We start from the raw sequence: 24,086 nt of genomic DNA, 5'->3' as shown, positions 1-24,086 counted from the left end.
TTCTTGATTTTTCTGAAAAATCAGGTATAATAATGGTTGTGTTTCAGGCACAGGCTGGAATAGCTCAGTCGGTAGAGCACTTCACTCGTAATGAAGGGGTCGTGAGTTCGAGTCTCATTTCCAGCTTACCATTATTGAATCCGGATACTTTGAACAGAGTATCCGGATTTTTGCGTTATCCGGCGGTTTTTTTGTGATTTTTCAGTGCTTGCATTGCTGAAAATTTATGTTATCATAAGGGGATAAAGGTTTGTTGCTTTTATAACGTATTAACTTATGAAAGTGAAGGCTTTTGATCCATGCTCTATACCTGAGAAAGCCGTACAGATTTTGATGGATATAGAGGATATCAAGAGAGGATGTTAAACAAATGTTAGATAAAACAGAAGAAAAGATTCTTCAGAGAATTGATGCATACAGAGAGCAGATCATAAATTTTGCAGAAGATATCGCGTCACATCCGGAACCGGGATTTGAAGAGATACGGACAGCACAAAAAACAGCAGAGTGTCTCAGACAGCTGGGATATGAGGTGACGGAGCATCTTGCACGGACTGGTGTACGTGGTGACAGTCATCCTGCAGAAGGCCCGCATCTGACGATCATCGGAGAGATGGATGCAATCGGCTGTAAGACACATCCTGTGTCGGATCCTGTCACCGGTGTGGCACATGCCTGTGGGCATCACGCACAGATGGCAGCAATGATAGGCTGTGCAGCGGCACTGGCAGATACAGAAATCCAGAAAGAGCTTGGCGGAAGCCTTTCTTTTCTTGCAGTTCCTGCTGAGGAATATATTGATGCAGATAAACGTGTCCGTCTTCAGAAAGAAGGAACAGAATTCTGCTGCGGCAAGAGCGAAATGATTCGAACGGGTGTTTTTGATGATACGGATATCGTACTCACGACACATGTTCATATGGTTCCTGTTGAGGAGGATTTTTACCTGGGAAATCCGGCGTGCAACGGTTACAGTGCCGAACGTGTTACTGTCCGGGGTAAAGCGGCACATGGAGCCATTGATCCGTGGAATGGAGTGAATGCCCTGAGCATTACGACAAGTGCGATCCAGATGATGGGGCTGATGCGGGAGACTTTTCGCGAGGAAGATCATGTGCGTCTTCACAATGTGATCCGTAAGGCCGGTGATGTCATCAACAGTGTGCCGGATGAGGCTGTGATAGAAACGAAGGTGAGGGCAGCCTCGCTTGGGAAGCTGGAGGAGATCACGGATATGGTCAACCGCGCTTATGACGGAGCAGCCTATGCGTTTGGCGGCAGAATCGAGAGAGAAATCCTTCAGGGGTATATGCCGATCCTTCCGCGAACAGCAGATGCAGCACTTATGGAAGCAGCAGACGATCTGAAGCTTACCTATCGCACGGTGCAGAGGGGCGATTTTAACAATGCCTGTACGGACGTGGGAGATTTAAGTCATCTGTTTCCGGTCGTGAATTTTACCTTTAAGGGATTTGAGGGACGACTTCATGGAGCGGATTTCAGGATCACGGACCCGGAAAAGGCATATATCCTTCCGGCTAAGCTGCTTGCACTGACTGTATATAAGCTTCTCAGAAATGGCGGAGAAGAGGCAGGGAAGATATGTCAGGACTTTACCCCTGTCTTTGACAGAGAAAGCTATACAGACTATATCCGGCAGCAGACAGACAAAAATAAAACATCAGGAGGAAAGACAGAATAAAAATGGCAGATACATGTTTGGAATTAAAAAATATCAGGAAGTCCTTTTCTAAGGATGAAACCGTTCTGAAGGAAATCAGCCTTTCTATTGGAAAGGGAGAATTCGTCACACTTCTGGGTTCTTCCGGATGCGGCAAGACAACAACTCTTCGTATTATTGCAGGGTTGGAAATGCCGGATTCCGGTCAGGTGTTTCTGGATGGCAGGGATGTGACCGCTCTTCCGCCAGAGGCGAGAGATGTAAATACGGTATTTCAGAATTATGCACTGTTTCCGCATATGACAGTTGCAGATAATATCGGCTACGGACTGAAACTCAGGAAAGTCCCGAAAGCAGAAATCAAGAAGCGGGTATCACAGATGCTGGAACTGGTGCAGCTTCCGGGTTATGAGAAGAGGAAACCATCCGAGCTCTCCGGAGGACAGAGGCAGCGAGTAGCAATTGCCAGATCCCTGATCAATAATCCGAAGGTTCTTCTTCTCGATGAACCTCTCGGGGCACTGGATCTCCAGCTTCGCCGCACCATGCAGCTTGAACTTAAGAAACTGCAGAAGAAGCTTGGGATCACCTTTATCTATATCACTCATGATCAGGAAGAAGCGATCAATATGTCTGACCGTATCGCCGTTATGAATCATGGAACCTTTGAGCAGATTGGTTCTCCGGATGAAATCTATAACCATCCCAAAACCAGTTATGTGGCTACCTTTGTGGGAAATGCAAATATCCTTAAGGGAAAGGCTGAAGAGCTGGAAGGGGATAAGGTGCGGGTAAGTCTTGCAGGAGGCAGTGTGCTGGCGGCAGCAGATGGAAATACCCCTGCGAAGGCTGCTCCTGTCACACTGGCAGTCCGCAGTGAGAATATTGTTCTGGATGAGAGCTGTCAGAGGGGACTTTTGGCAGAAGTTGTCGAAAAGAGCTTTGCAGGAGGGCTTCTCCGGGTTGTATTGAAACTTACGGATGGGACAGAAGTGATCGCGAGCAGGTATGGTATTGACGCCAGTGTGCAGCCGGGACAGAATGTGACCTGTTTCTTTGAACCAGAAAATGCAGTCCTGGTAGATGTTGAAAAAGAAAGCGGGGCAGAATCATGAAGAAAAAGAAATCCGGCGCTGTCTGGATGATCCTGCCGCTGTATATTTTTACGATCATCTTTGTGGCAGGTCCGCTGCTTTATATGGTGGCTTTAAGCTTTGCACAGCCAAAGGCCGGACATGGAGTGGAGTGGATCTTTACTCTGGAAAATTATAAAAAGATACTGGATCCTGTTTATATGCAGACATTTACGGGTTCCTTTAAGCTGGCACTGACCAGTACACTGTTCATCTGTCTGATCGGATATCCGTTTGGATATTTTATGGCAAAGCTTTCCGATAAATGGAAAAAACGTGCGATGATCTTTCTGATGCTGCCATTTTGGGTGAATTCCCTGATCCGGCTTTATGGATGGATGATCATCCTTCAGACAAAGGGACTTCTGAACCATGCACTCAAAAGTCTGGGACTGATCGACAAGCCGCTTCGGATTCTCTACAGCTATCCGGCGATCGTGATCGGTATGACCTATGTGCTGCTTCCGTTTATGATCCTCTCTGTATATTCCAGTGCGGAGAAGCTGGACTGGTCACTAGTCGAGGCAGCCAGAGATCTTGGGGCAAAGCCGTTTAAGGCGTTCTGGACAGTCTCTTTTAAACTGACACTTCCGGGTCTGCTGTCCGGTGTGATCCTGACGTTTGTTCCGTCCATGGGACTGTTTTTCATCGCAGACATTCTGGGCGGAAATAAGATCGTACTTGTGGGAAGTCTGATCCAGGAACAGATGACAAGAGGAAGTAACTGGCCGTTTGCAGCAGCTCTTGCGGTGGTCCTCATGATCCTGACGACACTGATGATCATGCTTTACCGTAAAATTACAAATGCAAAAGAATTGGAGGGTGTGGGATGAAAAAAAATTCAAAACTCTCCGGGTTTTACCTTGGACTGATTTTTGTACTGATGTATCTGCCGATCGCAGTTGTCATCGTATTCTCGTTTAATGAATCAAAACTTCCGGTACGTTTTACCGGCTTTTCGCTGAAATGGTATCAGCAGCTTTTTTCAGACAGTGCCATGATCGAGGCACTTGGAAACAGTTTGTTCCTGGGTGTGGTCAGTTGTCTGGTATCAGCTGTGATTGGAACTCTTGGGGCAGTGGGACTTTCCAGGATTCACTGGAAGACAAAGGGAGCTCTGGAATATATTTCTATCCTGCCGCTGATGATCCCTGAGATCATCCTCGGTATGGTTATGATGGCATTTTTTTATATGCTGAATCTGCCGTTCGGCATGCTGACACTGCTGATCGGGCATACAGTGTTCTGTGTACCATATATTCTTATGGAAGTAAAGGCGCGTCTGGCGGGAATGGATCCGTCTCTTGAGGAGGCAGCCAGAGATCTTGGAGCGGGACCTTTCAGGGCCTTCTGGGATATCATCCTTCCGCTCATCATGCCGGCGGTAATGTCAGGTTCACTTCTGGCATTTGCAATGTCCATGGATGATGTGGTCATCAGTATTTTTATCAATGGTCCGAGACTGTCCACCCTGCCAATCAAGGTGTACACACAGATAAAGACCGGTGTTACGCCGGAGGTCAATGCACTCTGTACGATCATGCTGGCAGTAACGATCCTGATTCTGCTTATTTATACAGCAATTGGGAAAATTACCGGAAGAAATCAGAAAAATAATTAAGAAACTCTTTTCAATGCAACAAAAGTAAGCTATACTAAACCTGTCTGAGGTTTAAAGTAAATAATGAGTAACTGTTTACAGCTAATGTTACTGCGAACAAAGTGGACAGTAACATGAAAGACAAGAAGAGGAGAAAAATTATGAAGAAATTAGTGGTATGTGCATTATGTGCGGCACTTGTGGTTCCGACACTGGCAGTTTCTGTCTCGGCAGATGACTCCAAAGAACTTGTACTTTACACATGGGAGAATATGTTCCCACAGGAAGTTCTGGACGGCTTTGAAGAAGAAACAGGTATCAAGGTTGTCTATTCCAATTTTGATACAGATGAAAACATGCTGGAGAAGCTTTCCATGGCAAAGGGCGGAGATTATGATGTTATTGTAGCAGACGATTATATCATCCAGACAGCAATCGAGGAAGGTCTGGTAGAGAAGCTTGACACATCTAAGCTGACAGGCTGGAAAAACATCAATCCGCTTTATCAGGGACAGTTTTATGACCCGAACGATGAATATACAGCACCATACGGTGCAGGCATTCCGCTGATCGTTTACGATCCGGAGCTGGTGGACATCGATATCAAAGGCTATAATGACCTCTGGGATGCCTCTTTAGAGGACAGCATTGCCCTGACTGCCAATTACCGTGTGCTCAACGGTATCACAAATCTTGCTCTTGGCCAGGACTTTAATGACCAGAATACAGATGATATCGCCAAAACAGGGGAGAAGCTTCTGGAGTTAGCACCAAACGTGCGTCTGATTCAGGATGACAATACACAGGATGCGCTTCTTAATGGGGAAGCTAGTGTTGCCTTCCTTTATACATCTCAGGTAACAACAGCCCTTCAGGAGAATCCGGATCTCAAGGTTGTTTATCCGGAAGAGGGACTTGGATTTGGCGTTATGGGTATGTTTATCCCAAGCCAGGCACCGGACAAGGATGAGGCATATCAGTTCATGGACTACATTCTTCAGCCGGAAAACGCAGCAAAATGTTTCGACTACATCGGATATTACTGCACAAACAAAGCAGCAGATTCCCTGCTTGAGAATCAGGACCTTGTTGTCCCGGATTCTGTCACAGAGGGATCAGCAGTAGAAAACATCAGTGCAGAGGCAGATGAAGCCTACAATAAGAACTGGACAGAATTCAAGGCTGCCTGCAACTGATAAAAACAAGGGGGAAGCAGGATGGAAATCTACAAAGGTGTCGCTACCTTTTCGGGAATTGCCATCGGTAAAATTTTATATTACAGCAGAGGAGAATATCAGATACGCCAATGTCTGGTCAGCAATATCAAGAAAGAAATCGATGATTTCCAGAAAGCCAGAGAACAGGCAGTCAGTAAACTCAGAGAGCTGTACGAAACCAATAAATCTCTGAATGAGCAGGAGGCCAGAGCTTTCCTTGACCAGGCAAAGCTTCTGGACTCCGAAAGTTTTCAGAGAGCAATCGAGAGCAGCATTGCCAATGAAAAAGTCAATGCTGCTTATGCAGTTATGACAAACCGTGATGAACTGGTGGAGACCTTCCGCAATCTGGAGGAACCAGTGATCCGTAAGAGAATTTCAGATATGCAGGAGATTTCGAATCGTTTGATCCAGATTCTTGGAGGTGCGGCAATTCGCATAAACCTGGGAGAAGAACCGGTGATCCTTGTTGCGGAGGCACTTTCACCGACAGAGATCATGGAGATGGACAAAGAGAAGCTTCTCGGGGTTGTCATGCATCATGGCTCAGCTGTCTCACACGCCTCTATCATGACGAAGACCATGGAGATCCCGACTCTGGTGGATATTGCACCGGATGATGAGTGGGATGGCATGACCGCGATCGTAGATGGTTATACGGGAACTTTGTACCTGGATCCGGATGCAGAGATCAAGCGGGAATATGAGATCCGTCTGGAGGCAGACAGAAAAGAAAGAGAAGAACTTCTCAAACTCAAGAGCCAGAAGGATGAGACAAAAGACGGCAGAAAGATTGGCCTGTATGCCAACATCGGCAACATGAGTGATCTGAGCAGCGTTCTTTTTTACGGAGCGTCGGGTATCGGACTTCTTCGAAGTGAGTTTCAGTACCTTGGAAGAGAAAATTATCCAAGAGAGAATGAACTTTTTCATGCGTATAAGAAGCTGGCAGAGACAATGGGCGAGCGTATGGCAGTAATCCGTACAGCCGATCTGGGGGCTGATAAGCAGGCTTCTTATCTGGATATTCCATCAGAAACAAATCCGATCATGGGAAACAGAGGTATCCGTCTCTGTCTGGACCGTAAGAGAATGTTTAAGGCACAGCTTCGTGCAATCTATCGTGCCAGTGCCTATGGAAATCTTGCGATGATGTATCCGATGATTGATTCGGAGGAGGAGATGGATCAGATCGAGGAGATCATCCGTGAGGTTAAGGAAGGACTTGATGAGAAGGGGATTCCTTATCGTGACATCCGCACAGGGATCATGATCGAGACACCGGCGGCAGTTATGATCAGCCGGGAACTTGCAAGGAGAGTAAATTTCTTAAGCATCGGAACAAATGATCTGACACAGTATACACTTGCCATGGATCGACAGAATCCGCTGCTCAAGGATAAATATAACGATCATCATCCGGCAGTCCTGCGTATGATCAAAATGGTGGTGGAAGCTGCCCATCAGGAAAACCGTCAGGCGGGAATCTGTGGAGAAATTGCAGCAGATACGGAACTGACAGAAACCTTCCTCCGAATGGGCGTTGATTTCCTGTCTGTTGTACCGGCGTGTATCCTTCCGGTCCGAAAGGCGATCCGTGCAACAGATCTCGGAGAGGGTAACTATGAATAAAAAAAGCAAAGTAATTCTTCTTCCCTGTAATTCCTACAGGGAAGAACTCGTTTATGAGAGTCTGGAACTCGGTCTGGAGCTTCTGGGTGGAATTGAAGGTATTATAGATAAAAATGAGTCAATTTTGCTGAAACCGAATCTTCTTAAGAAAGCAGAAGTGGACAAGGCAGTCATCACACATCCGACCGTCGTTGGTATGTTTGCCAGACTGATGAGGGAAAAGGGATATCAGGATATCGTACTGGCAGATTCCTGCGGAAACGGAACGACCAGTAAGGTGATCCATGGAACAGGAATGGACACTTATCTGGAGAAGTTTGATATTCCGGCAATTGATTATACAAAGGGGATTCATGTGGAGAACCCGAAGGGAATCCAGGCGAAGGAGTTTGTTCTTCCTAAGGAGCTTCTGGACAGGGACTGTGTGATTTCACTGTGCAAAATGAAGACGCATGCTCTGGAACGCATTACAGGTGCAGTTAAGAACAGTTATGGATTTGTTTATGGATTTCACAAGGCAAAAGGACATACCCTGTATCCGAGTGCAGACAGTTTTGCCAGGATGTTGGTAGATCTGAACCAGTATGTGAAGCCGCGTCTGTATATTATGGATGGAATTGTTGCGATGGAGGGCAATGGACCGGGCTCCGGCGAACCGGCACCGATGAATGTAATGCTGATGTCGCAGGATCCGGTGGCACTGGACAGTGTATTCTGTCACCTGATCCATCTGAAGCCGGAGATGGTGCCGACAAACTATCACGGAGAAAAAATGGGACTTGGAACATGGAAGGAAGAAGAGATTGAGATTCTCACACCGAATGGTCCGATCACCATGGGAAATGCGACTGCCCAGTATGGCAATCCATATTTTGATGTGGACAGGAGAGTGGCACGGTCCGGTATGTGGGAGCGTCTCGCAAAGGCTCTGAATATTTTTCAGAAAAAACCATATATCCAGCCAGATAAATGTATCCGCTGCGGCATCTGTGTCAAAAGCTGTCCGGTTCCGGAAAAGGCTGTGAATTTCAGAAACGGAAGGGAAAATCCGCCGGTCTATGATTACAAAAAATGTATCCGGTGTTTCTGCTGTCAGGAAATGTGCCCGGAGAAGGCAATTCATGTAAAATAAGATTTTCAGTATATATCTTATAAAAAAATGTCCCCTGTATGGGCTGCGAAAAGGAATCCGCAGTCTGTGCAGGGGACTTTTTGTCGATATTATCTTATGGAATCATGCAGTGCTCTGATAAATGCAGGGGTAGTACCGCAGCATCCTCCGACAACGGACGCACCGTTTTCGATCAGGATCTTCATGTAGGAAGCGAAATCCTCTGGATTCATGCTGTACACGGCATTTCCCTTATCATCAATCGTCGGCATGCCTGCATTTGGTTTGGCAATGACAGGAATAGAGACATTTTCCTTAATACTTCTTACAACGGATACAAGCTGATCCGGTCCGACAGAGCAGTTGATACCAACGGCGTCTGCACCGGCTGCCTCAAGCGAAACTGCCGCTTCGATAGCATTGCCGCCGCTGAAGATACTTCCATCCGCTTCAACAGTCATAGTACACATGATCGGAAGGTCGCATACAGAATTTGCAGCATCTACAGCTGCGAGGGTCTCTTCGATATTGATCATAGTTTCGGCCGCGATCAGATCGATGCCGGCATCTGCGAGGATCTTAACCTGTTCCTGATACATTTTGAAAGCGTCATCGTAAGTATAGTCGCCGTCAGCGGTGATAAAAGAACCGGAAGTTGTGATGTCCCCGGCTACATAGACCCCGTCTCCGGCAAGTTCTCTGGAATATCCGACCAGTGTGCGGTTGATCTCTTCAATCCGGTCCGTCAGCCCGTGCTTGGCAAGATTGATACGGTTGCCCCCGAAAGTCGGAGCATAAATAACCTGGCTTCCTGCTGCGATATAGGCACGTTGAAGTTCCTGAAAGATCTCCTTGTGTTCGATCACCCAGGTTTCCGTGCAGATTCCTCTGGGCATTCCGCTTGCCATAAGATTGGAACCTGTGGCACCATCGAGAAGAAGGATGTTTTCGGTCAGTTTACGGAATTGTTCTTTTGTCATGTTGGTTGCCTCCTTGATGAAAAAATAAAATGTATAAGCAACTTACCTGGCAAGCTCCGCATTTCCGTCGGAAGTGCTTATTTCAGTTTTTTATTATAACATGGGTATCTGCAAATGTCGATATTTGTAGATGAAAACAGGTTGCCGTTTTGGCTGGTCTGTGCTATTTTTTTATTATAATCTTTGTCCGGCAGTTCTGCCGGTAAATTTCCCAAATAAATATTATATATAAAGGGATTCTCATTTTTGTGTGTAGTGAGAAACCAATCAGTATCAGAATCATAACAATACAATTTCATAAGGAGGCAGCATGAATCTATTCGATTATACGTACTGCGGAAATTATAATCGGCAGATACAGAATCTCTCCAGGATCGTTCCGGAGAAATGGAGTTTTGGCGGCACAGAAGACAACGGTATCCTCAAGGGCTATCTGGAACATACTTTTCAGAGGGTTTATGAAGAAGGAAAAATACTGGAAACAGAGAATTATGCGATTTTCAATACAGGATTATTTAATCGATACTATCAGCCCGTCTATGTATATTTTATACCAAATCAGGTGCCGGACAGGCAGAGATGGTTTCTGGAAGGATTTTATACAGAGTATTATCTTTTGAAATCGGGGATTGACAGTCTGCCAAAGAGAGCAGAGTATGTACAGGACCCTTCAGAACTTATCTTTGATACAGGACTTGATATCATTCCCCAGTATGAACATATTTTTGAGGAGACAGAAAACAATCAGCGTCTTCCGGAAAATATCAGGAACAGTGTCATGAAAGTACCTCTCTTTGACGGTGCACTCCGGCAGACAAAACGAATGCTGGAGGCGGATTATCGCACCGCAATTCCCCAGTATTATGATCATAATATTCAGTTTCTCATTCCGGTCTGTCTGCAGGATCCGGCAAGAGCAGATCTGGCACTTGCCTGCGTCAAGACAGAAGATGGCAAAAAATATCTCGGACGAACCTGCCTCACCCTTAAGATGGCGTATCACAATGCGAGACTGCTGGCCAAGATCCACAGCAGCTGGCTGTGTCCGTAATAGTAATATCCCGGAAGGGATGAAAAACAGCTGTATTTTATATCTGAATCAGAAGTGACAAGATACTATCGAATCCGTACAGAACAGGAGATGAGCAAATGAACAGACAAAGAGAAAAGCGATCAGTGATACATAAGGTTGGAAATGCAGCAGGCATTGTTCTGAGCGGCATTTTGATTTTTATTCTGAGTATGAATTGTATCCTGATCTTCAAAAGCCTTACAAATATGGAGAAAGTGCCCGGAATCGGTGGAATCATACCGATGATCGTCCTGACAGATTCCATGTATCCACAGATCCAGTCAGGAGACCTGATCGTCTGCCGTACCAGAGAGGCAGATAAGGTCAGAGAAGGAGATGTGATCGCGTTCTTTGATCCGGCCGGCAATGGAAGGAGTGTAGTAACACATCGTGTCCGAAAAATCACGAAGGATGAAGACGGAAACCTTGCCTGGGTGACAAAGGGTGACGCCAACAATACAGAAGATCAGGCGCTTGTTCCGGCAGAAAATCTGGTAGGAATCTATCGGCACAGAGTTGCAGGACTTGGCAGTGCAGCCATGTTTTTGCAGACCACACAGGGAATGATACTCTGTGTGATCTGTCCGATCCTTTTGATGGTTGTCTGCGATACGATCTGCCGCAGGAGAAACGAAAGATCAGAAAAGAAAGCGGCAGACGCCCTCAGGGTCGAACTGGAAACTCTGCGGGCAGAGAAAGAAAAGCATATTTAGTTCTGAACGTGCCACACGGAACTGGATATAAATAACACAAACTGGAAAGGAGTACATAGCAATGAAGAAAAACAAAATGATGAGAAACACAGCCGCCCTGGGGGTAGCTGTATTACTTACAGCAAGTGTGCTGTCCGGAACGTTGGCGAAGTATACGACAAGTGTAACTGGTAAAGATGAAGCAAGAGTTGCAAAATTTGGAGTTGTGATTACGGAAAGTGGAGCAATGTTTGCAGATGAATATGAAACAGATGATACAAGTGTTATAGGGACAATTGCAAAGTCAGTAGTAACAAGTGGTAAAACTGGTGATGCAGTAGTTGCACCTGGAACAACGGGAGAGTTGGTTAATGCAACTATTTCAGGTACACCGGAAGTTGCAGTCAGAGTTCAATATGAACCAACCTTAACATTAACGGGCTGGAAAGCGGAAGATAATAGTGAATATTGCCCGATTGTTATTACGGTAGGAGACAAAACTTATGGTTTAACAGGAATGAAGGACATAAATGGAATTGCTGTTACAAATGCAGCTAATTCGGTTGCTGAGTTGAAAACAACTGTAGAAAATGCTATTAAGGCATATTCAAAAAGTTACGCTCCTAACACGGATTTATCTACAATAGGAACAAATGGTTATGTTCATGCATCTTGGAATTGGGCATTTGAAAATGATGATGAAAAAGATACATATCTTGGCAAATTGGCTGCAGATGCAGATGAGAGTAACGATTCAAAAATTGAGTTAGCACTTAAAACAACTGTAAGTCAGATTGACTAACCTAGATACATATAACTGCGATCAGCCAGACTTCGTCCTTGTTCAGTGGCAGGACAGGGACGTTTTCTGACTTTTCCAAAAACCAGAATCCTCTCTGCTTTTTGGGAAGGTCAGAAGAAGGAGAAAAGAAGATGTCAAAGAACAGTTCTACTGCGAAAAAAAGGAATTACAAAAATCACAGGCTTTGTCGGTTGATACTTATGTTGTCTGTTTTTGTGTCGGTGACAGCTGTGTCTGTCCTGTCCGTGCTGCATATCTGTCACAGTGATCGTGAGATCAGCCTTTATAAGGGGCTTATGAGTGCAGATCAGAATATACACAGAGCGATGGCCATGCAGAGTACAACTGCAAAGTTTACCAAAAAGCAGGCAGAGACTTTTGAGTTTAAGGTTTTGGATGACCGGAAGGTATGGAATACGGAGACTCCCATTGAACTGTTTCATACTTCCTGCCGAAATAAGAGCAATGAAATAACTGTGCAGAGCAGGAACACCCAGAAGGCTGTGGCACCTGGGACGGAGGGCGATTATACATTTTCACTGCAAAATTCAGGCAAAAGGAATGTACAGTATAAAGTCTGGTTTGAGGCTGACAGTAATTTCAGTAATTATGAGATTCCGCTGGAATTTCGTATATCCGGAAGCAATGGCTGGATGGACAGAAGAGGAAAATGGCTGAGCGCAGAAGAATTCAGTAAGATAAGTGAAAAAAGAAAGCTTTGTCCGGGGAGAAATGCAGAGTACACGCTTTACTGGAGATGGAGATTTGAGCGGGGCAAAGATGAACAGGATACGCTCTATGGAGATTTTTCCGCCGGCACGGGAAACATATCTTCGGAGCAAAAGAACGAACATCAGGAAATTTCCTATAGAGTAGTGATACATACACTTGCAGCAGAAGAGGCAGGCACAGAAGAATCTGCGGATTTTGTCCAGGCATGGTCAAAGAATACGGGCAGTGTCTTAAAGAAAGCACCAAAGACCGGTGACAGTGCGCAAACCGGAAGCTGGCTCATTATGCTTGCTGCATCAGGAATACTGGCTGTGGTTGTCAGCTGCCGCCGCATAAATTCCGGGATTTTGCGAAGAATTTCCCGGGGACTTTTCTGGCTGATACTGGGGATAAGTCTATATTTTATGAAGGCGCAGGATGTCTCGGGGAGTCCGATGCCCATGCCGTTTGGTATTGGTGTGGCAAATGTTCTTTCCGGAAGCATGGAACCCACTTTTTCCAGAGGGAGCCTTCTGATCGTCAGAAAAACGCAGAAGGTAAACAGAGGAGACATTGTGGTATATCAATCCGGAAACAGCCTGGTAGTACATCGTATCACAGAGATCAGAAAGGACCAGATCATAACGCAGGGAGACGCGAACAATGCACCTGATCCGGCATTTGACAGGTCCGAAATTCAGGGAGTGGTGATCGGGTGGATCCCATGTCTGGGAACTGTCCTGAGCATGGTCTGTACACTGAGAGGGATGTTGTTATTTTGTACGGTAATTTTTCTGATCGAATATTTTTTGCAGCGGCGAAAAAACGAGGAAGCACAGGAACTGAATGCTGTCAGAGAAGAGATCCGTATACTCAGGCAGGAAATAGGTCATGCAGAATGTCAGAGAAAAACACTTCGAAATAACAGAATCATACAGATATTAGCCGTTTTATTCTGGATAAGCGTACTGTTTAGCTGGATAGCGTCTGATATTTTTGCGAGATGCATGACACAGGTATCGGAAAAAAACGGTGCGGTCGCGGCGAAATTTGAAGTGACGGAGACAGGGACGCTTATGCAGGAAATTTCCAATATCTCCATAGCACCGGGAGAAGCCGTTGAGTATGAAATTCAAGTAACAAATAAAAGTGAGACAGCAGTCAGGTATGCCATTTATGCAGCCAGCAGAGATAAGAATCTGCCACTGGTGTTCAGAATATACAAAACAACAGAAAACACAGAGCAAAAGCAGTTAAGCGATGGTTCAGTCCTGGCAGACAAAATCGAAGTATCTTCCGATACGATTCTGGCAGATGATCCGAAAGTGCATGGCTATATTCTTGAAATTATCTGGCCGGTGAGTGAGAATCAGGCAGAGAGGAATGAAGATTATGCAGGAAGATCAGAGACTTTTGTTGTCACACTAAAGACAGAGCAGATTGATTGATACAGACAGGAAAGGGGATGAAAAATGACAGGGACAAAGATATTTTGGGCAGTTTTTTGTATGATCATGATTTCCATTTCTTCTGTGTCGGCAAAATATATAAGACAGACAGAACTTACAGGTGTAGTAAATGCCAGGAATTTTTATTTTGTCAGTGATCTGCTGGATGGTGGCATGCATCAGGTGACGGTAAAAGAGGATGCAATGGCGTCAGTGACTCTGACTCTGATGAACTATATGGATGAAGAGAGATATTCGGAAGTGGATATTGACTATGTGGTGGAAGTGAGAGATACAGACAAAGATGAAAAAAGCAGTCTTACAGTCAGCCCGGCAGCAGGAACCATAACAAAAGGGCAGCGAAATGCGGTGGAAATTGTGGTCAGTGGACTGAAGGCAGGGCATACATATAAGATTACTGCGTCGACAGATAATGCATACGCAAAGACACTGACAGGAGTAGTAAAGGTCAACGCGGATGACAGCCCGCTGTGTGCACCGGAAGCCGATGGAAAGGGGCAGTCGGAGGAAGAATTTACAGATTCGCTCCTTCCTGAAACTACGCAGGAGAGTACTCCGGAATCTGGAGAAGAAGCAGAGCAGGAGGAGGTTGACCTGGAGGATCTGAGTGAAAGTTCGGAAGATACGGAACCGGTGGAATGTGAGCCATTACCCGAAGAGAATGAAATGGAAGCGGATACAAAAAATTATGCTGAAATCCTCTGAAACCTATTGAAATCAGAACGTTTTTATGATACAAAAAGAAAGTTGCTATTTTATATAGAATATTTATAAAAAAGAGGGGATATTTTAGGAGGACAGCCAATGAGTAATAAGCTGATCGACTTGATCGACATTTCTAAATCTTATGGGATGCAGACAGTTCTGGATGAACTGAATCTTTATATCAGAGAGAACGAATTCCTGACGCTTCTTGGTCCAAGTGGATGTGGAAAGACCACTACACTTCGTATCCTGGGAGGCTTTGAGACACCGGATAAAGGACACGTGATCTTTAACGGGCAGGATATCACAGATCTTCCGCCAAATAAGCGACAGCTTAATACCGTATTTCAGAAGTACGCATTGTTTACACATATGAATATTGCGGAAAATATTGCCTTTGGATTAAAAATAAAAAATAAAAGTAAACAGTATATTTATGATAAGATCAAATACGCATTGAAGCTTGTTAATCTGGATGGATTCGAAAACCGTATGCCGGATTCCCTGAGTGGTGGTCAGCAGCAGCGTATTGCGATTGCAAGAGCAATTGTAAATGAACCGAAGGTGCTTCTTCTGGATGAGCCTCTGGGAGCTTTAGATCTTAAGATGCGTCAGGATATGCAGTATGAGCTGATCCGTCTTAAGAATGAACTGGGAATCACCTTCCTGTACGTAACGCATGACCAGGAAGAGGCTCTTACCATGTCAGATACCATTGTGGTTATGAACCAGGGATATATCCAGCAGATCGGAACACCGGAAAAAATCTACAATGAGCCGGAGAACGCTTTTGTGGCAGATTTTATCGGAGAGAGCAACATTATTTCTGCAACTATGGTAGAGGATCGTCTGGTCAAGATCCTTGGAGTTAATTTTGCATGTGTAGATGAGGGATTCGGACAGAATCAGCCGGTCGACGTTGTGATCCGTCCGGAGGATATTGATCTTCTCAAACCAGGCGAAGGAAGTATTGACGGCGTGGTCACACATATGATCTTTAAGGGTGTCCATTATGAGATGGAGGTAATGGCAAACAATTATGAGTGGCTGATACACAGTACGGATATGTTCCCGGTGGGAACAGAGGTCAGCATTCATGTGGATCCGTTTGACATTCAGATCATGAAGAAACCGGAGTCAGAAGATGAGGAGGCGGTAAACATTGAAGAATAAGCGTATGCTTGCCGGACCTTATCTGTTCTGGGCAGTATCTTTTGTTGTGATCCCGCTTCTGGTGATCGTATATTATGCATTTACCAGTGATGATGGAAGCTTTACGTTTGCAAACCTTGCACAGATCACGACACCTGAGAATCTGAAAGCACTGGGAATGTCCATCCTGCTGTCTTTTCTGAGTACAGTATTCTGTCTGCTTCTGGCCTATCCGCTGGCAATGATCTTAAGTCAGAAAAAGGTCAACCAGACAAGTTTTGTAGTACTTATTTTTATTCTGCCGATGTGGATGAATTTTCTTCTGCGTACACTGGCGTGGCAGACTCTGCTCGAAAAGAACGGTGTTATCAACAGTGTTTTGAGTTTTTTGCATCTGCCGGCTTTGGAAATCATCAATACACCATATGCGATCGTTCTTGGTATGGTCTATAATTTCCTGCCGTTCATGGTCCTTCCGATCTACAATGTGTTGATCAAGATCGACAATAACGTCATCAATGCCGCTCGTGATCTGGGAGCAAATCCGGTACAGACCTTCTTAAAGGTTATTTTTCCACTGAGTATTCCGGGTGTGATCAGCGGTATCACGATGGTATTTGTACCGGCACTGACGACTTTTGTTATCTCTGATCTCTTAGGAGGCGGCAAGATCCTTCTGATTGGAAATGTGATTGAACAGTCCTTTAAACAGAACAGTAACTGGCATGTGGGAAGTGGACTTTCTCTTGTACTGATGGTATTTATCATTGCAAGTATGGCCCTTGTGGCAAAATATGACAACGAAGACGGGGGTGCGGCATTTTGATCAGAAAATACTTACAGAAAATCTACCTGGCACTTATTTTTATTCTGCTGTATGCCCCGATCGTAACCCTGATCGTACTGTCCTTTAACCAGTCCAAGACCAGGGCAAAGTGGGGTGGTTTCACCCTGAAATGGTACAGAGAACTGTTTCGGAATGAACAGATCATGAGTGCTTTTTATACGACACTTATTATTGCGTTTGTTTCTGCAGCGATCGCAACGATCATCGGAACTGCGGCGGCAATTGCAATCCAGGGAATGAAACAGAAATGGAAGACCATGTATATGGGACTTACCAATATCCCGATGATGAACGCAGAGATCGTTATGGGTGTATCTCTGATGCTTCTTTTTATTGCGTTTCATATGACGCTTGGTTTCGGAACGATCCTGATTGCTCATATCACATTCAACATCCCGTATGTGATCTTAAGCGTGGCACCGAAGCTGAAGCAGACAAATCGTTACACCTATGAAGCTGCTCTGGATCTTGGGGCATCTCCGGTCAGAGCATTTTTTAAGGTGGTATTCCCGGATATCGTACCGGGCGTGCTTTCCGGATTTATGCTGGCCTTTACGATGTCACTGGATGATTTTGTTATCACTCATTTTACCAAGGGACCTGGAATTGATACACTTTCAACCAAAATCTACACAGAGGTACGAAAGGGAATCAAACCGGAGATTTATGCACTCTCCACGATCATGTTTGTGACGGTTCTAGTGCTTCTTATTCTGGTCAATTATTCTCCAAAGGAGGATGAGGAGGCAGCGGCAAGAAAAAAAGTCCGCAGACCTTCCAAAGTCAAGAAGATCATCATCCGCCGTGTACTTCCGGTTACAATCTGTATTGTGTTTATCGGAGGCGGTTTTTATTATGCCAAAGAAAGCGATGTCCTGAATGATGAAAAGCTGGTCGTTTATAACTGGGGCGAATACATTGATCCGGAGGTTCTGACTATCTTTGAGAAGGAAACGGGGATCGATGTGATCTATGAAGAATTTGAGACAAACGAAATTCTTTATCCTAAGATCAGTTCCGGTGCGATCGCTTACGATGTGATCTGTCCAAGCGACTATATGATTCAGCGAATGATCAAAAATGATCTGCTTTCGGAGATTGATTTCGATAATATCCCGAACCTCAAAAACATTGGAAAACAGTATCTGGAACAGTCAAGGCAGTTTGATCCGGAGAATAAATACTCTGTACCATATTGCTGGGGAACCGTGGGGATTCTTTATAATAAGACAATGGTGGATGAGCCTGTAGACAGCTGGTCCATTCTCTGGGATGAGAAATACAAGGACAGCATTCTGATGCAGGATTCAGTCCGTGATGCCTTTGGCGTGGCACTGAAATATCTTGGCTATTCTCTGAATTCCACAGACCTGGATGAACTGACCGAGGCGAAGAATCTTCTGATTGAACAGAAACCTCTCGTGCAGGCATATGTCATTGACCAGGTGCGTGACAAAATGATCGGAAATGAGGCGGCCATCGGCGTGATCTATTCCGGCGAGGCAATTTATACACAGAAAGAAAATTCGAATCTGGAATATGTGATCCCGAAAGAAGGAAGCAACATCTGGATTGATTCCTGGGTAATCCCGAAGAATGCAGAGCATAAAGAAAATGCAGAGAAATTCATCAACTTCCTCTGCAGACCGGATATTGCCCTGATGAATTTTGATTATATTACATATTCTACACCGAACGAGGCGGCAAGAGAGCTGATCGAGGATGACGATATCCGAAACAGTAAGATCGCATTCCCGGATCTTTCGAAATATGACAATCTGGAAACCTTCCAGTATCTTGGAACAGAAGCAGATCAGACGTATGGAGATCTGTGGAATAAAGTAAAATCATCGTAACTGTGAGGGTACTGAACAGTTACAAATCATTATAAAAAGTATGGACTGTCGAAAAATGGACAGCTCATACTTTTTTTGTGCATTTTTATAATAAAAAACGATAGTTAGATTAAACTTACCGATTTGTTTTGAAAAATTATACAAAAAACAAAAGAGAAAACAGGATAAAAATATGCAAACTTCACAATTATATGCTTGCAATGCTAAAAAGTATCCTATATAATAAAAGATATCCAGGGGGAAACGTAGAATTTTTGATGTATCAATAAAGGAGGGAATTGAATGTTAGACAAAACATACTATGACAAGGCGGATGAGGTCATTGCCGTTTATGGCCGCAAACCGGCTTCGCTGATTCCAATTATGCAGGATATTCAGGCGGAATACCGTTATCTGCCGGGAGAACTTCTCAATTATGTAGCAGATGAGATTGGAGTGACCCGTTCAAGAGCGTATAGTGTGGCAACCTTTTACGAGAATTTTTCCTTTGAGGCAAAGGGTAAATATGTGATCAAGGTGTGTGACGGAACTGCCTGTCATGTAAGGAAATCCCAGCCGGTAAAGGATGCCATTGTCAAGGAACTGGGGCTGGCTGACGGAAAATGTACAACGGATGATATGATGTTTACAGTTGAAACAGTGTCCTGCCTGGGTGCCTGTGGACTGGCACCGACTATGATGGTGAATGAGGACGTTCATCCAAAAATGACACCGGATAAAGCAGTAAAACTGATCCGAGAATTAAGGGGGGATAAGGCATGAGTATTACAAGTAAAGATGACCTGTTAAAGAAGCAGATAGAAGCTCAGGAAGAAATCAATTCCTATACTTGCCGTATCCTTGTCTGTTCAGGTACCGGCTGTGTCGCTTCCGGATCACAGAAGATCTATGATGAAATGTGCAGACTCTGTGAGGGAATTGACGGCGTAGAGGTCAGCATGCAGAAAGATGTACCGCATATCGGAACCATAAAGACCGGCTGCCAGGGCTTATGTGAGCTAGGACCTCTGGTTCGTATAGAACCGCAGCATCTGCAGTATGTACATGTGCAGGTAGAGGATTGTAAAGAGATCGTAGAGAAGACAGTCTTAAAGGGAGAACCGGTTGACAGACTGTTTTATAAACATGACGAGGAAGTCTGCAGGCAGCCGGAGGATATTCCGTTTTTGAATCAGCAGACGAGAATCGTCCTGGAACATTGTGGAAATATAGATGCAGAATCAATTGATGAATATATCGCAGTGGGTGGTTTCCAGGCGGTTCTGAAGGCATTTTTTGAAATGACGCCGGAAGAAGTTATTGAAGAGATCACAAAGTCCGGAATCCGTGGCCGAGGCGGTGCCGGATTCCCGATGGGAAAGAAATGGAGTCAGGTAGCGCGCATTGAATCTGATGTGAAATATGTAGTCTGCAATGGTGATGAAGGAGACCCGGGTGCATTTATGGATGGTTCCGTAATGGAGGGAGATCCTTATAAGCTTATGGAAGGTATGATCATTGCTGCATATGCAGTAGGTGCACATGATGGATATATTTATGTACGTGCAGAGTATCCGCTTTCCGTAGCCAGACTCAAAAAAGCAATTGCACAGGCGGAGGAATATGGACTGCTCGGAGATAATATCCTGGGATCCGGCATAGACTTCCATTTACATATCAACCGAGGCGCAGGTGCTTTTGTATGTGGTGAAGGTTCAGCACTGACAGCATCTATTGAGGGCAAACGAGGAATGCCTCGTGTAAAACCACCGCGTACAGTAGAAAAGGGACTCTGGGAGAAGCCTACCGTACTGAACAACGTAGAGACTTATGCAAATGTTGCGAGAATTATTCTTGACGGTGCTGACTGGTATCGCTCCATTGGAACAGAGGGAAGTACAGGAACCAAAACTTTCTCTCTGACAGGAGCAATAGAGAACACAGGTCTGATCGAGGTTCCGATGGGAACAACACTGCGTCACATTATTTATGACATTGGCGGCGGTATTAAGAAGGGAGCAGCCTTTAAGGCAGTGCAGATCGGAGGACCGTCCGGCGGATGTCTGGTTGAGAAACATCTGGATGAACCACTTGACTTTGATTCCGTCAAGAAGTTCAATGCGATCATCGGTTCTGGCGGACTGGTTGTTATGGACGAAAATACCTGTATGGTTGATGTCGCAAAATTCTTTATGGGCTTTACGCAGAGAGAATCCTGCGGAAAATGTGGCCCATGCCGAATCGGAACGAAGCGTATGCTGGAACTGCTTCAGAAGATCACAGAGGGCAGGGGAGAACTTAAGGATCTGGACAAACTGGAAGAGACTGCAAAATTTATTCAGTCCCGTTCACTCTGTGGACTTGGAAAGAGTGCACCGCTTCCTGTTATCAGTACGCTGCAGAATTTCCGCGATGAATATGAGGAACATATTGTGGAGGGCAAATGCCGTGCCCATGTATGTGAAGCAATGAAGATTTATGAGATTGATCCTGACAGATGTAAGGGCTGTACGAAGTGTGCCCGCAACTGTCCGGTAGGTGCGATAACAGGAGAGAAGAAAGAACCGCATAAGATCGATCAGACAAAGTGTATCAAGTGCGGAACCTGTATGGAAAACTGTACTTTTGAAGCAATCAGCGTGAAATAAACGAAAAGGAGGAGGATGACATGATTCATTTGACGATAGATGGAAAGCCTGTTGAAGTGGAGAAGGGGACGACCATCCTTCATGCAGCCAGGAAGGCAGGAATTGAGATTCCTACTTTATGTTATATAGAAGACTTGCTTCCGGATGGCTCCTGCCGTTTGTGTGTGGTTGAAGTCAGAAATAACGGAAGAACCAAGATAGATACAGCCTGTACCATGCAGGTTTCTGAGGGTGATGAGGTTTTCACCATGTCAGAAAAAGTGATCGAGTCAAGAAGACAGACACTGGATCTGCTTCTGTCGGATCACAATATTCACTGCTTTTCCTGTCCGGGTAATGGAGACTGTAAACTTCAGGATTATGCATATGAGTATGGACTGGATGGCTCCAGCTATGAAGGAGAGAAGAGCGGAGGAAAGATTGATGACTCCAACAAATTCTTTACCTATGACCCAAGTCTGTGCATCCTGTGCCACAGATGTGTCAACACCTGTAATCAGATTGTAGGAAGAGGTGCGATCGCTACTCTGGAACGTGGATTCCAGTCTGTGATCGGAAATGGCGAAGGTGTGTGGGCAGACGGTACCTGTGAATCCTGTGGAAACTGTGTGCAGGCATGTCCGACCGGTGCACTTACCATGAAACGAAGAAAGAACTACCGTGCATATCAGATCGACAAAAAGGTGCTTACAACCTGTCCGCACTGTGCAACAGGATGTCAGTATTATCTGCTGGTCAAGGATAGTAAGATTGTTGATACAGAAGCTTATAACGGTCCGTCCAATAAGGGACTTCTCTGTGTTAAGGGACGCAGTGGAAGCTTTGATTTCGTACATCATCCGTCCAGGATCACAGATCCGCTTATCAAGAACAAAGAGACCGGTGAATTTGAGAAAGCAACCTGGGATGAGGCACTTGATCTGGTTGCATCTAAGTTCATGGAGATCAAGAAGAAATATGGTTCAGATTCTCTTGCCGGTTTTGCTTGCTCCCGTTCACCGAATGAAGATATTTACATGGTTCAGAAGATGGTTCGTACCTGCTTTAGAACCAATAACACGGACAACTGTGCACGCGTATGTCATTCAGCATCTGTAGCAGGTCTGGCAATGACGCTGGGTTCCGGTGCCATGACAAACCCGATCGAGGATATCACCAGGAAGCCAGATGTGATCATGTTGGTAGGCTCAAATCCGGAAGAAGCACATCCGGTTGTTGGTATGCAGATCCGTCAGGCAGTACAGCGTGGCTGTAAGCTGATCGTTGTAGATCCGCGTGATATTGGTCTTGCAAAGCATGCCGATATTCATCTGAAACTGAAACCGGGAACCAATGTTGCATTTGCAAACGGTATCATGAATGTTATTATCTCCGAGGGACTTCAGGATGAGAAATTCATCGCAGAGAGAACTGAGGGCTATGAGAAGATCAAAGAGATCGTTAAGGATTATACACCGGAGAGGGTTGCAGAAATCTGCCATATCGATGCAGATGAATTGAGAAAAGCAGCCATCATGTATGCAAAGGCAGATAAGGCTCCGATCATTTACTGCCTTGGTGTAACAGAGCATTCTACCGGTACAGAGGGCGTTATGTCCATGTCCAATATGGCACTCCTTGTAGGTAAACTTGGCCGTGAGGGCTGTGGTGTCAACCCACTTCGTGGCCAGAACAATGTACAGGGCGCCTGTGATATGGGTGCATCTCCGACAGATTTCCCGGGATATCAGAAGGTAGCGAATCCGGAAGTGATTGCCAAGTTTGAAAAGGCATGGAATACGAAACTGAACCCAAATCCGGGACTTCATGCGACAGATGTATTCCCGGCAGCAATTAAGGGAGATGTCAAAGGTCTTTATATTTATGGTGAAGATCCGGTTGTTACAGATCCGGATACCCATCATATTATTAAAGCACTGGAAAGCCTGGAATTCTTTGTGATCCAGGAACTGTTTATGACTGAGACAGCAGCGTATGCAGATGTGATCCTTCCGGGTGTCAGCTATGCAGAGAAAGAAGGAACCTTTACCAACACCGAACGTCGTGTGCAGCGTGTTCGCAAAGCAGTGACGATTCCTGGAAATGCAAGACTGGATACAGATATCATCATTGATCTTATGAACCGTATGGGATATCCGCAGCCGCATCTGACATCGGCACAGATCATGGATGAGATTTCTTCTGTGACCCCATCCTTTGGCGGAATCAGTCATGCCCGTCTGGACAGTGAAGAGGTAGGCGGAAAGGGCCTTCAGTGGCCATGTCCGACAAAGGATCATCCGGGAACACCGATCATGCATGTCGGTAAATTCGCGAGAGGTCTTGGATGGTTTTATCCTGCAGAATACATTCCTTCAGCAGAACTTCCGGATGAGGAATATCCGATCATCCTGATGACTGGTCGAATTCTGTATCATTATACGACAAGAGCAATGACAGGCAAAACACCGGAACTTATGGAAATAGAGGGCAGCTCTTTCATTGAAATGAACGAGGAGGATGCAGCGGCACTTGGAATCAGGAACGGAGACAGGGTACGACTGACTTCAAGACGAGGCCAGATAGAATCCACAGCCCGTGTAGGAACAAAAGTATCCAAGGGAGAGTCCTGGATGCCATTTCACTTCCCGGATGGAAACGCAAACTGGCTTACCAATGCCGCGCTTGATAAATATGCGAGAATTCCGGAATATAAAGTATGTGCAATTCGAATTGAAAAGGCATAGGCACATTGCCTTGAAACAGAGAACGGAATAGTTGTCCGTCAGCAGGGAATATTTTAAACCCGTCAGGGAATAA

The 24,086-nt window shown here is 45.2% G+C and carries 19 protein-coding genes and 1 tRNA gene; 19 read left to right on the top strand and 1 reads right to left on the bottom strand.

Going from position 1 to position 24,086, the window contains the following annotated elements; translation table 11 throughout:
• Positions 1-53: 53 nt before the first annotated feature.
• The 8 genes from LIR34_RS03295 (at position 54) to LIR34_RS03260 (ending at position 8,395) form a co-directional block, all read left to right on the top strand.
• Positions 54-126, top strand: a tRNA-Thr gene (locus tag LIR34_RS03295).
• A 244-nt stretch (positions 127-370) separates the two neighbouring features.
• Complete coding sequence (locus LIR34_RS03290) at positions 371-1,702, top strand: amidohydrolase (protein ID WP_173901901.1); 1,332 nt, start codon at positions 371-373, stop codon at positions 1,700-1,702.
• Between the two features lie 2 nt (positions 1,703-1,704).
• Positions 1,705-2,796 (top strand): ABC transporter ATP-binding protein, encoded by a 1,092-nt coding sequence (locus LIR34_RS03285; protein WP_173901902.1) that lies wholly within the window; start codon positions 1,705-1,707, stop codon positions 2,794-2,796.
• The gene (locus LIR34_RS03280) at positions 2,793-3,647 is read left to right on the top strand and encodes an ABC transporter permease (protein ID WP_161284557.1); all 855 of its coding nucleotides are present in this window, start codon (positions 2,793-2,795) and stop codon (positions 3,645-3,647) included. Before LIR34_RS03285 ends, LIR34_RS03280 begins: the two co-directional genes overlap by 4 nt.
• The gene (locus tag LIR34_RS03275; RefSeq protein WP_161284556.1) at positions 3,644-4,435 is read left to right on the top strand and encodes an ABC transporter permease; all 792 of its coding nucleotides are present in this window, start codon (positions 3,644-3,646) and stop codon (positions 4,433-4,435) included. The genes LIR34_RS03280 and LIR34_RS03275 overlap by 4 nt, the downstream gene beginning before the upstream one ends.
• A gap of 140 nt (positions 4,436-4,575) precedes the next feature.
• Complete coding sequence (locus tag LIR34_RS03270; RefSeq protein WP_173901903.1) at positions 4,576-5,610, top strand: polyamine ABC transporter substrate-binding protein; 1,035 nt, start codon at positions 4,576-4,578, stop codon at positions 5,608-5,610.
• A gap of 21 nt (positions 5,611-5,631) precedes the next feature.
• Positions 5,632-7,263: a phosphoenolpyruvate--protein phosphotransferase gene (ptsP, locus tag LIR34_RS03265; RefSeq protein WP_173901904.1), complete on the top strand. Its 1,632-nt coding sequence runs from the start codon at positions 5,632-5,634 to the stop codon at positions 7,261-7,263.
• On the top strand, positions 7,256-8,395 hold the full coding sequence (locus LIR34_RS03260; RefSeq protein WP_173901905.1) for a DUF362 domain-containing protein: 1,140 nt from the start codon (positions 7,256-7,258) through the stop codon (positions 8,393-8,395). Before ptsP ends, LIR34_RS03260 begins: the two co-directional genes overlap by 8 nt.
• Before the next feature lie 89 nt (positions 8,396-8,484).
• Here LIR34_RS03260 and LIR34_RS03255 read toward each other — a convergent pair whose 3' ends face one another.
• A complete protein-coding gene (locus LIR34_RS03255) occupies positions 8,485-9,354 on the bottom strand; it encodes a homocysteine S-methyltransferase family protein (protein ID WP_161284553.1) in 870 nt (289 codons plus the stop codon).
• A gap of 310 nt (positions 9,355-9,664) precedes the next feature.
• On the opposite strand from LIR34_RS03255, the gene LIR34_RS03250 reads away from it, so the two are divergent.
• The 11 genes from LIR34_RS03250 to fdhF all read left to right on the top strand — a co-directional run bounded on the left by LIR34_RS03250 (position 9,665) and on the right by fdhF (position 24,013).
• On the top strand, positions 9,665-10,405 hold the full coding sequence (locus LIR34_RS03250; protein WP_192925977.1) for a DUF3825 domain-containing protein: 741 nt from the start codon (positions 9,665-9,667) through the stop codon (positions 10,403-10,405).
• 98 nt (positions 10,406-10,503) lie between these two features.
• The gene (locus LIR34_RS03245; protein ID WP_173901906.1) at positions 10,504-11,139 is read left to right on the top strand and encodes a signal peptidase I; all 636 of its coding nucleotides are present in this window, start codon (positions 10,504-10,506) and stop codon (positions 11,137-11,139) included.
• A gap of 61 nt (positions 11,140-11,200) precedes the next feature.
• Positions 11,201-11,920, top strand: a complete 720-nt coding sequence (locus LIR34_RS03240) for a hypothetical protein (protein ID WP_173901907.1) — start codon at positions 11,201-11,203, stop codon at positions 11,918-11,920.
• A 131-nt stretch (positions 11,921-12,051) separates the two neighbouring features.
• Positions 12,052-14,079 (top strand): signal peptidase I, encoded by a 2,028-nt coding sequence (locus LIR34_RS03235; protein WP_173901908.1) that lies wholly within the window; start codon positions 12,052-12,054, stop codon positions 14,077-14,079.
• A 60-nt stretch (positions 14,080-14,139) separates the two neighbouring features.
• A complete protein-coding gene (locus LIR34_RS03230) occupies positions 14,140-14,805 on the top strand; it encodes a hypothetical protein (RefSeq protein WP_207718743.1) in 666 nt (221 codons plus the stop codon).
• Positions 14,806-14,904: 99 nt separating this feature from the next.
• Positions 14,905-15,978 carry an ABC transporter ATP-binding protein gene (locus LIR34_RS03225; RefSeq protein WP_173901910.1) on the top strand — a complete coding sequence of 358 codons (1,074 nt, stop codon included), beginning with the start codon at positions 14,905-14,907 and terminating at the stop codon, positions 15,976-15,978.
• On the top strand, positions 15,968-16,783 hold the full coding sequence (locus tag LIR34_RS03220) for an ABC transporter permease (RefSeq protein WP_161284546.1): 816 nt from the start codon (positions 15,968-15,970) through the stop codon (positions 16,781-16,783). Before LIR34_RS03225 ends, LIR34_RS03220 begins: the two co-directional genes overlap by 11 nt.
• A complete protein-coding gene (locus LIR34_RS03215) occupies positions 16,780-18,660 on the top strand; it encodes an extracellular solute-binding protein (protein ID WP_161284545.1) in 1,881 nt (626 codons plus the stop codon). The genes LIR34_RS03220 and LIR34_RS03215 overlap by 4 nt, the downstream gene beginning before the upstream one ends.
• A 282-nt stretch (positions 18,661-18,942) precedes the next feature.
• The gene (locus LIR34_RS03210; RefSeq protein ID WP_161284544.1) at positions 18,943-19,422 is read left to right on the top strand and encodes a complex I 24 kDa subunit family protein; all 480 of its coding nucleotides are present in this window, start codon (positions 18,943-18,945) and stop codon (positions 19,420-19,422) included.
• Positions 19,419-21,287, top strand: a complete 1,869-nt coding sequence (locus LIR34_RS03205) for an NADH-quinone oxidoreductase subunit NuoF (protein WP_173901911.1) — start codon at positions 19,419-19,421, stop codon at positions 21,285-21,287. Before LIR34_RS03210 ends, LIR34_RS03205 begins: the two co-directional genes overlap by 4 nt.
• A 20-nt stretch (positions 21,288-21,307) precedes the next feature.
• On the top strand, positions 21,308-24,013 hold the full coding sequence (gene fdhF, locus LIR34_RS03200) for a formate dehydrogenase subunit alpha (RefSeq protein ID WP_173901912.1): 2,706 nt from the start codon (positions 21,308-21,310) through the stop codon (positions 24,011-24,013).
• The last annotated feature ends 73 nt before the right edge of the window (positions 24,014-24,086 follow it).

The organism is Blautia sp. MSK17_66 (assembly GCF_020538025.1).
Taxonomy (GTDB): Bacteria; Bacillota; Clostridia; order Lachnospirales; family Lachnospiraceae; genus Blautia_A.
Note: the sequence above shows the minus strand (reverse complement) of the source record. Positions and strands in the feature narration are given on the sequence as shown.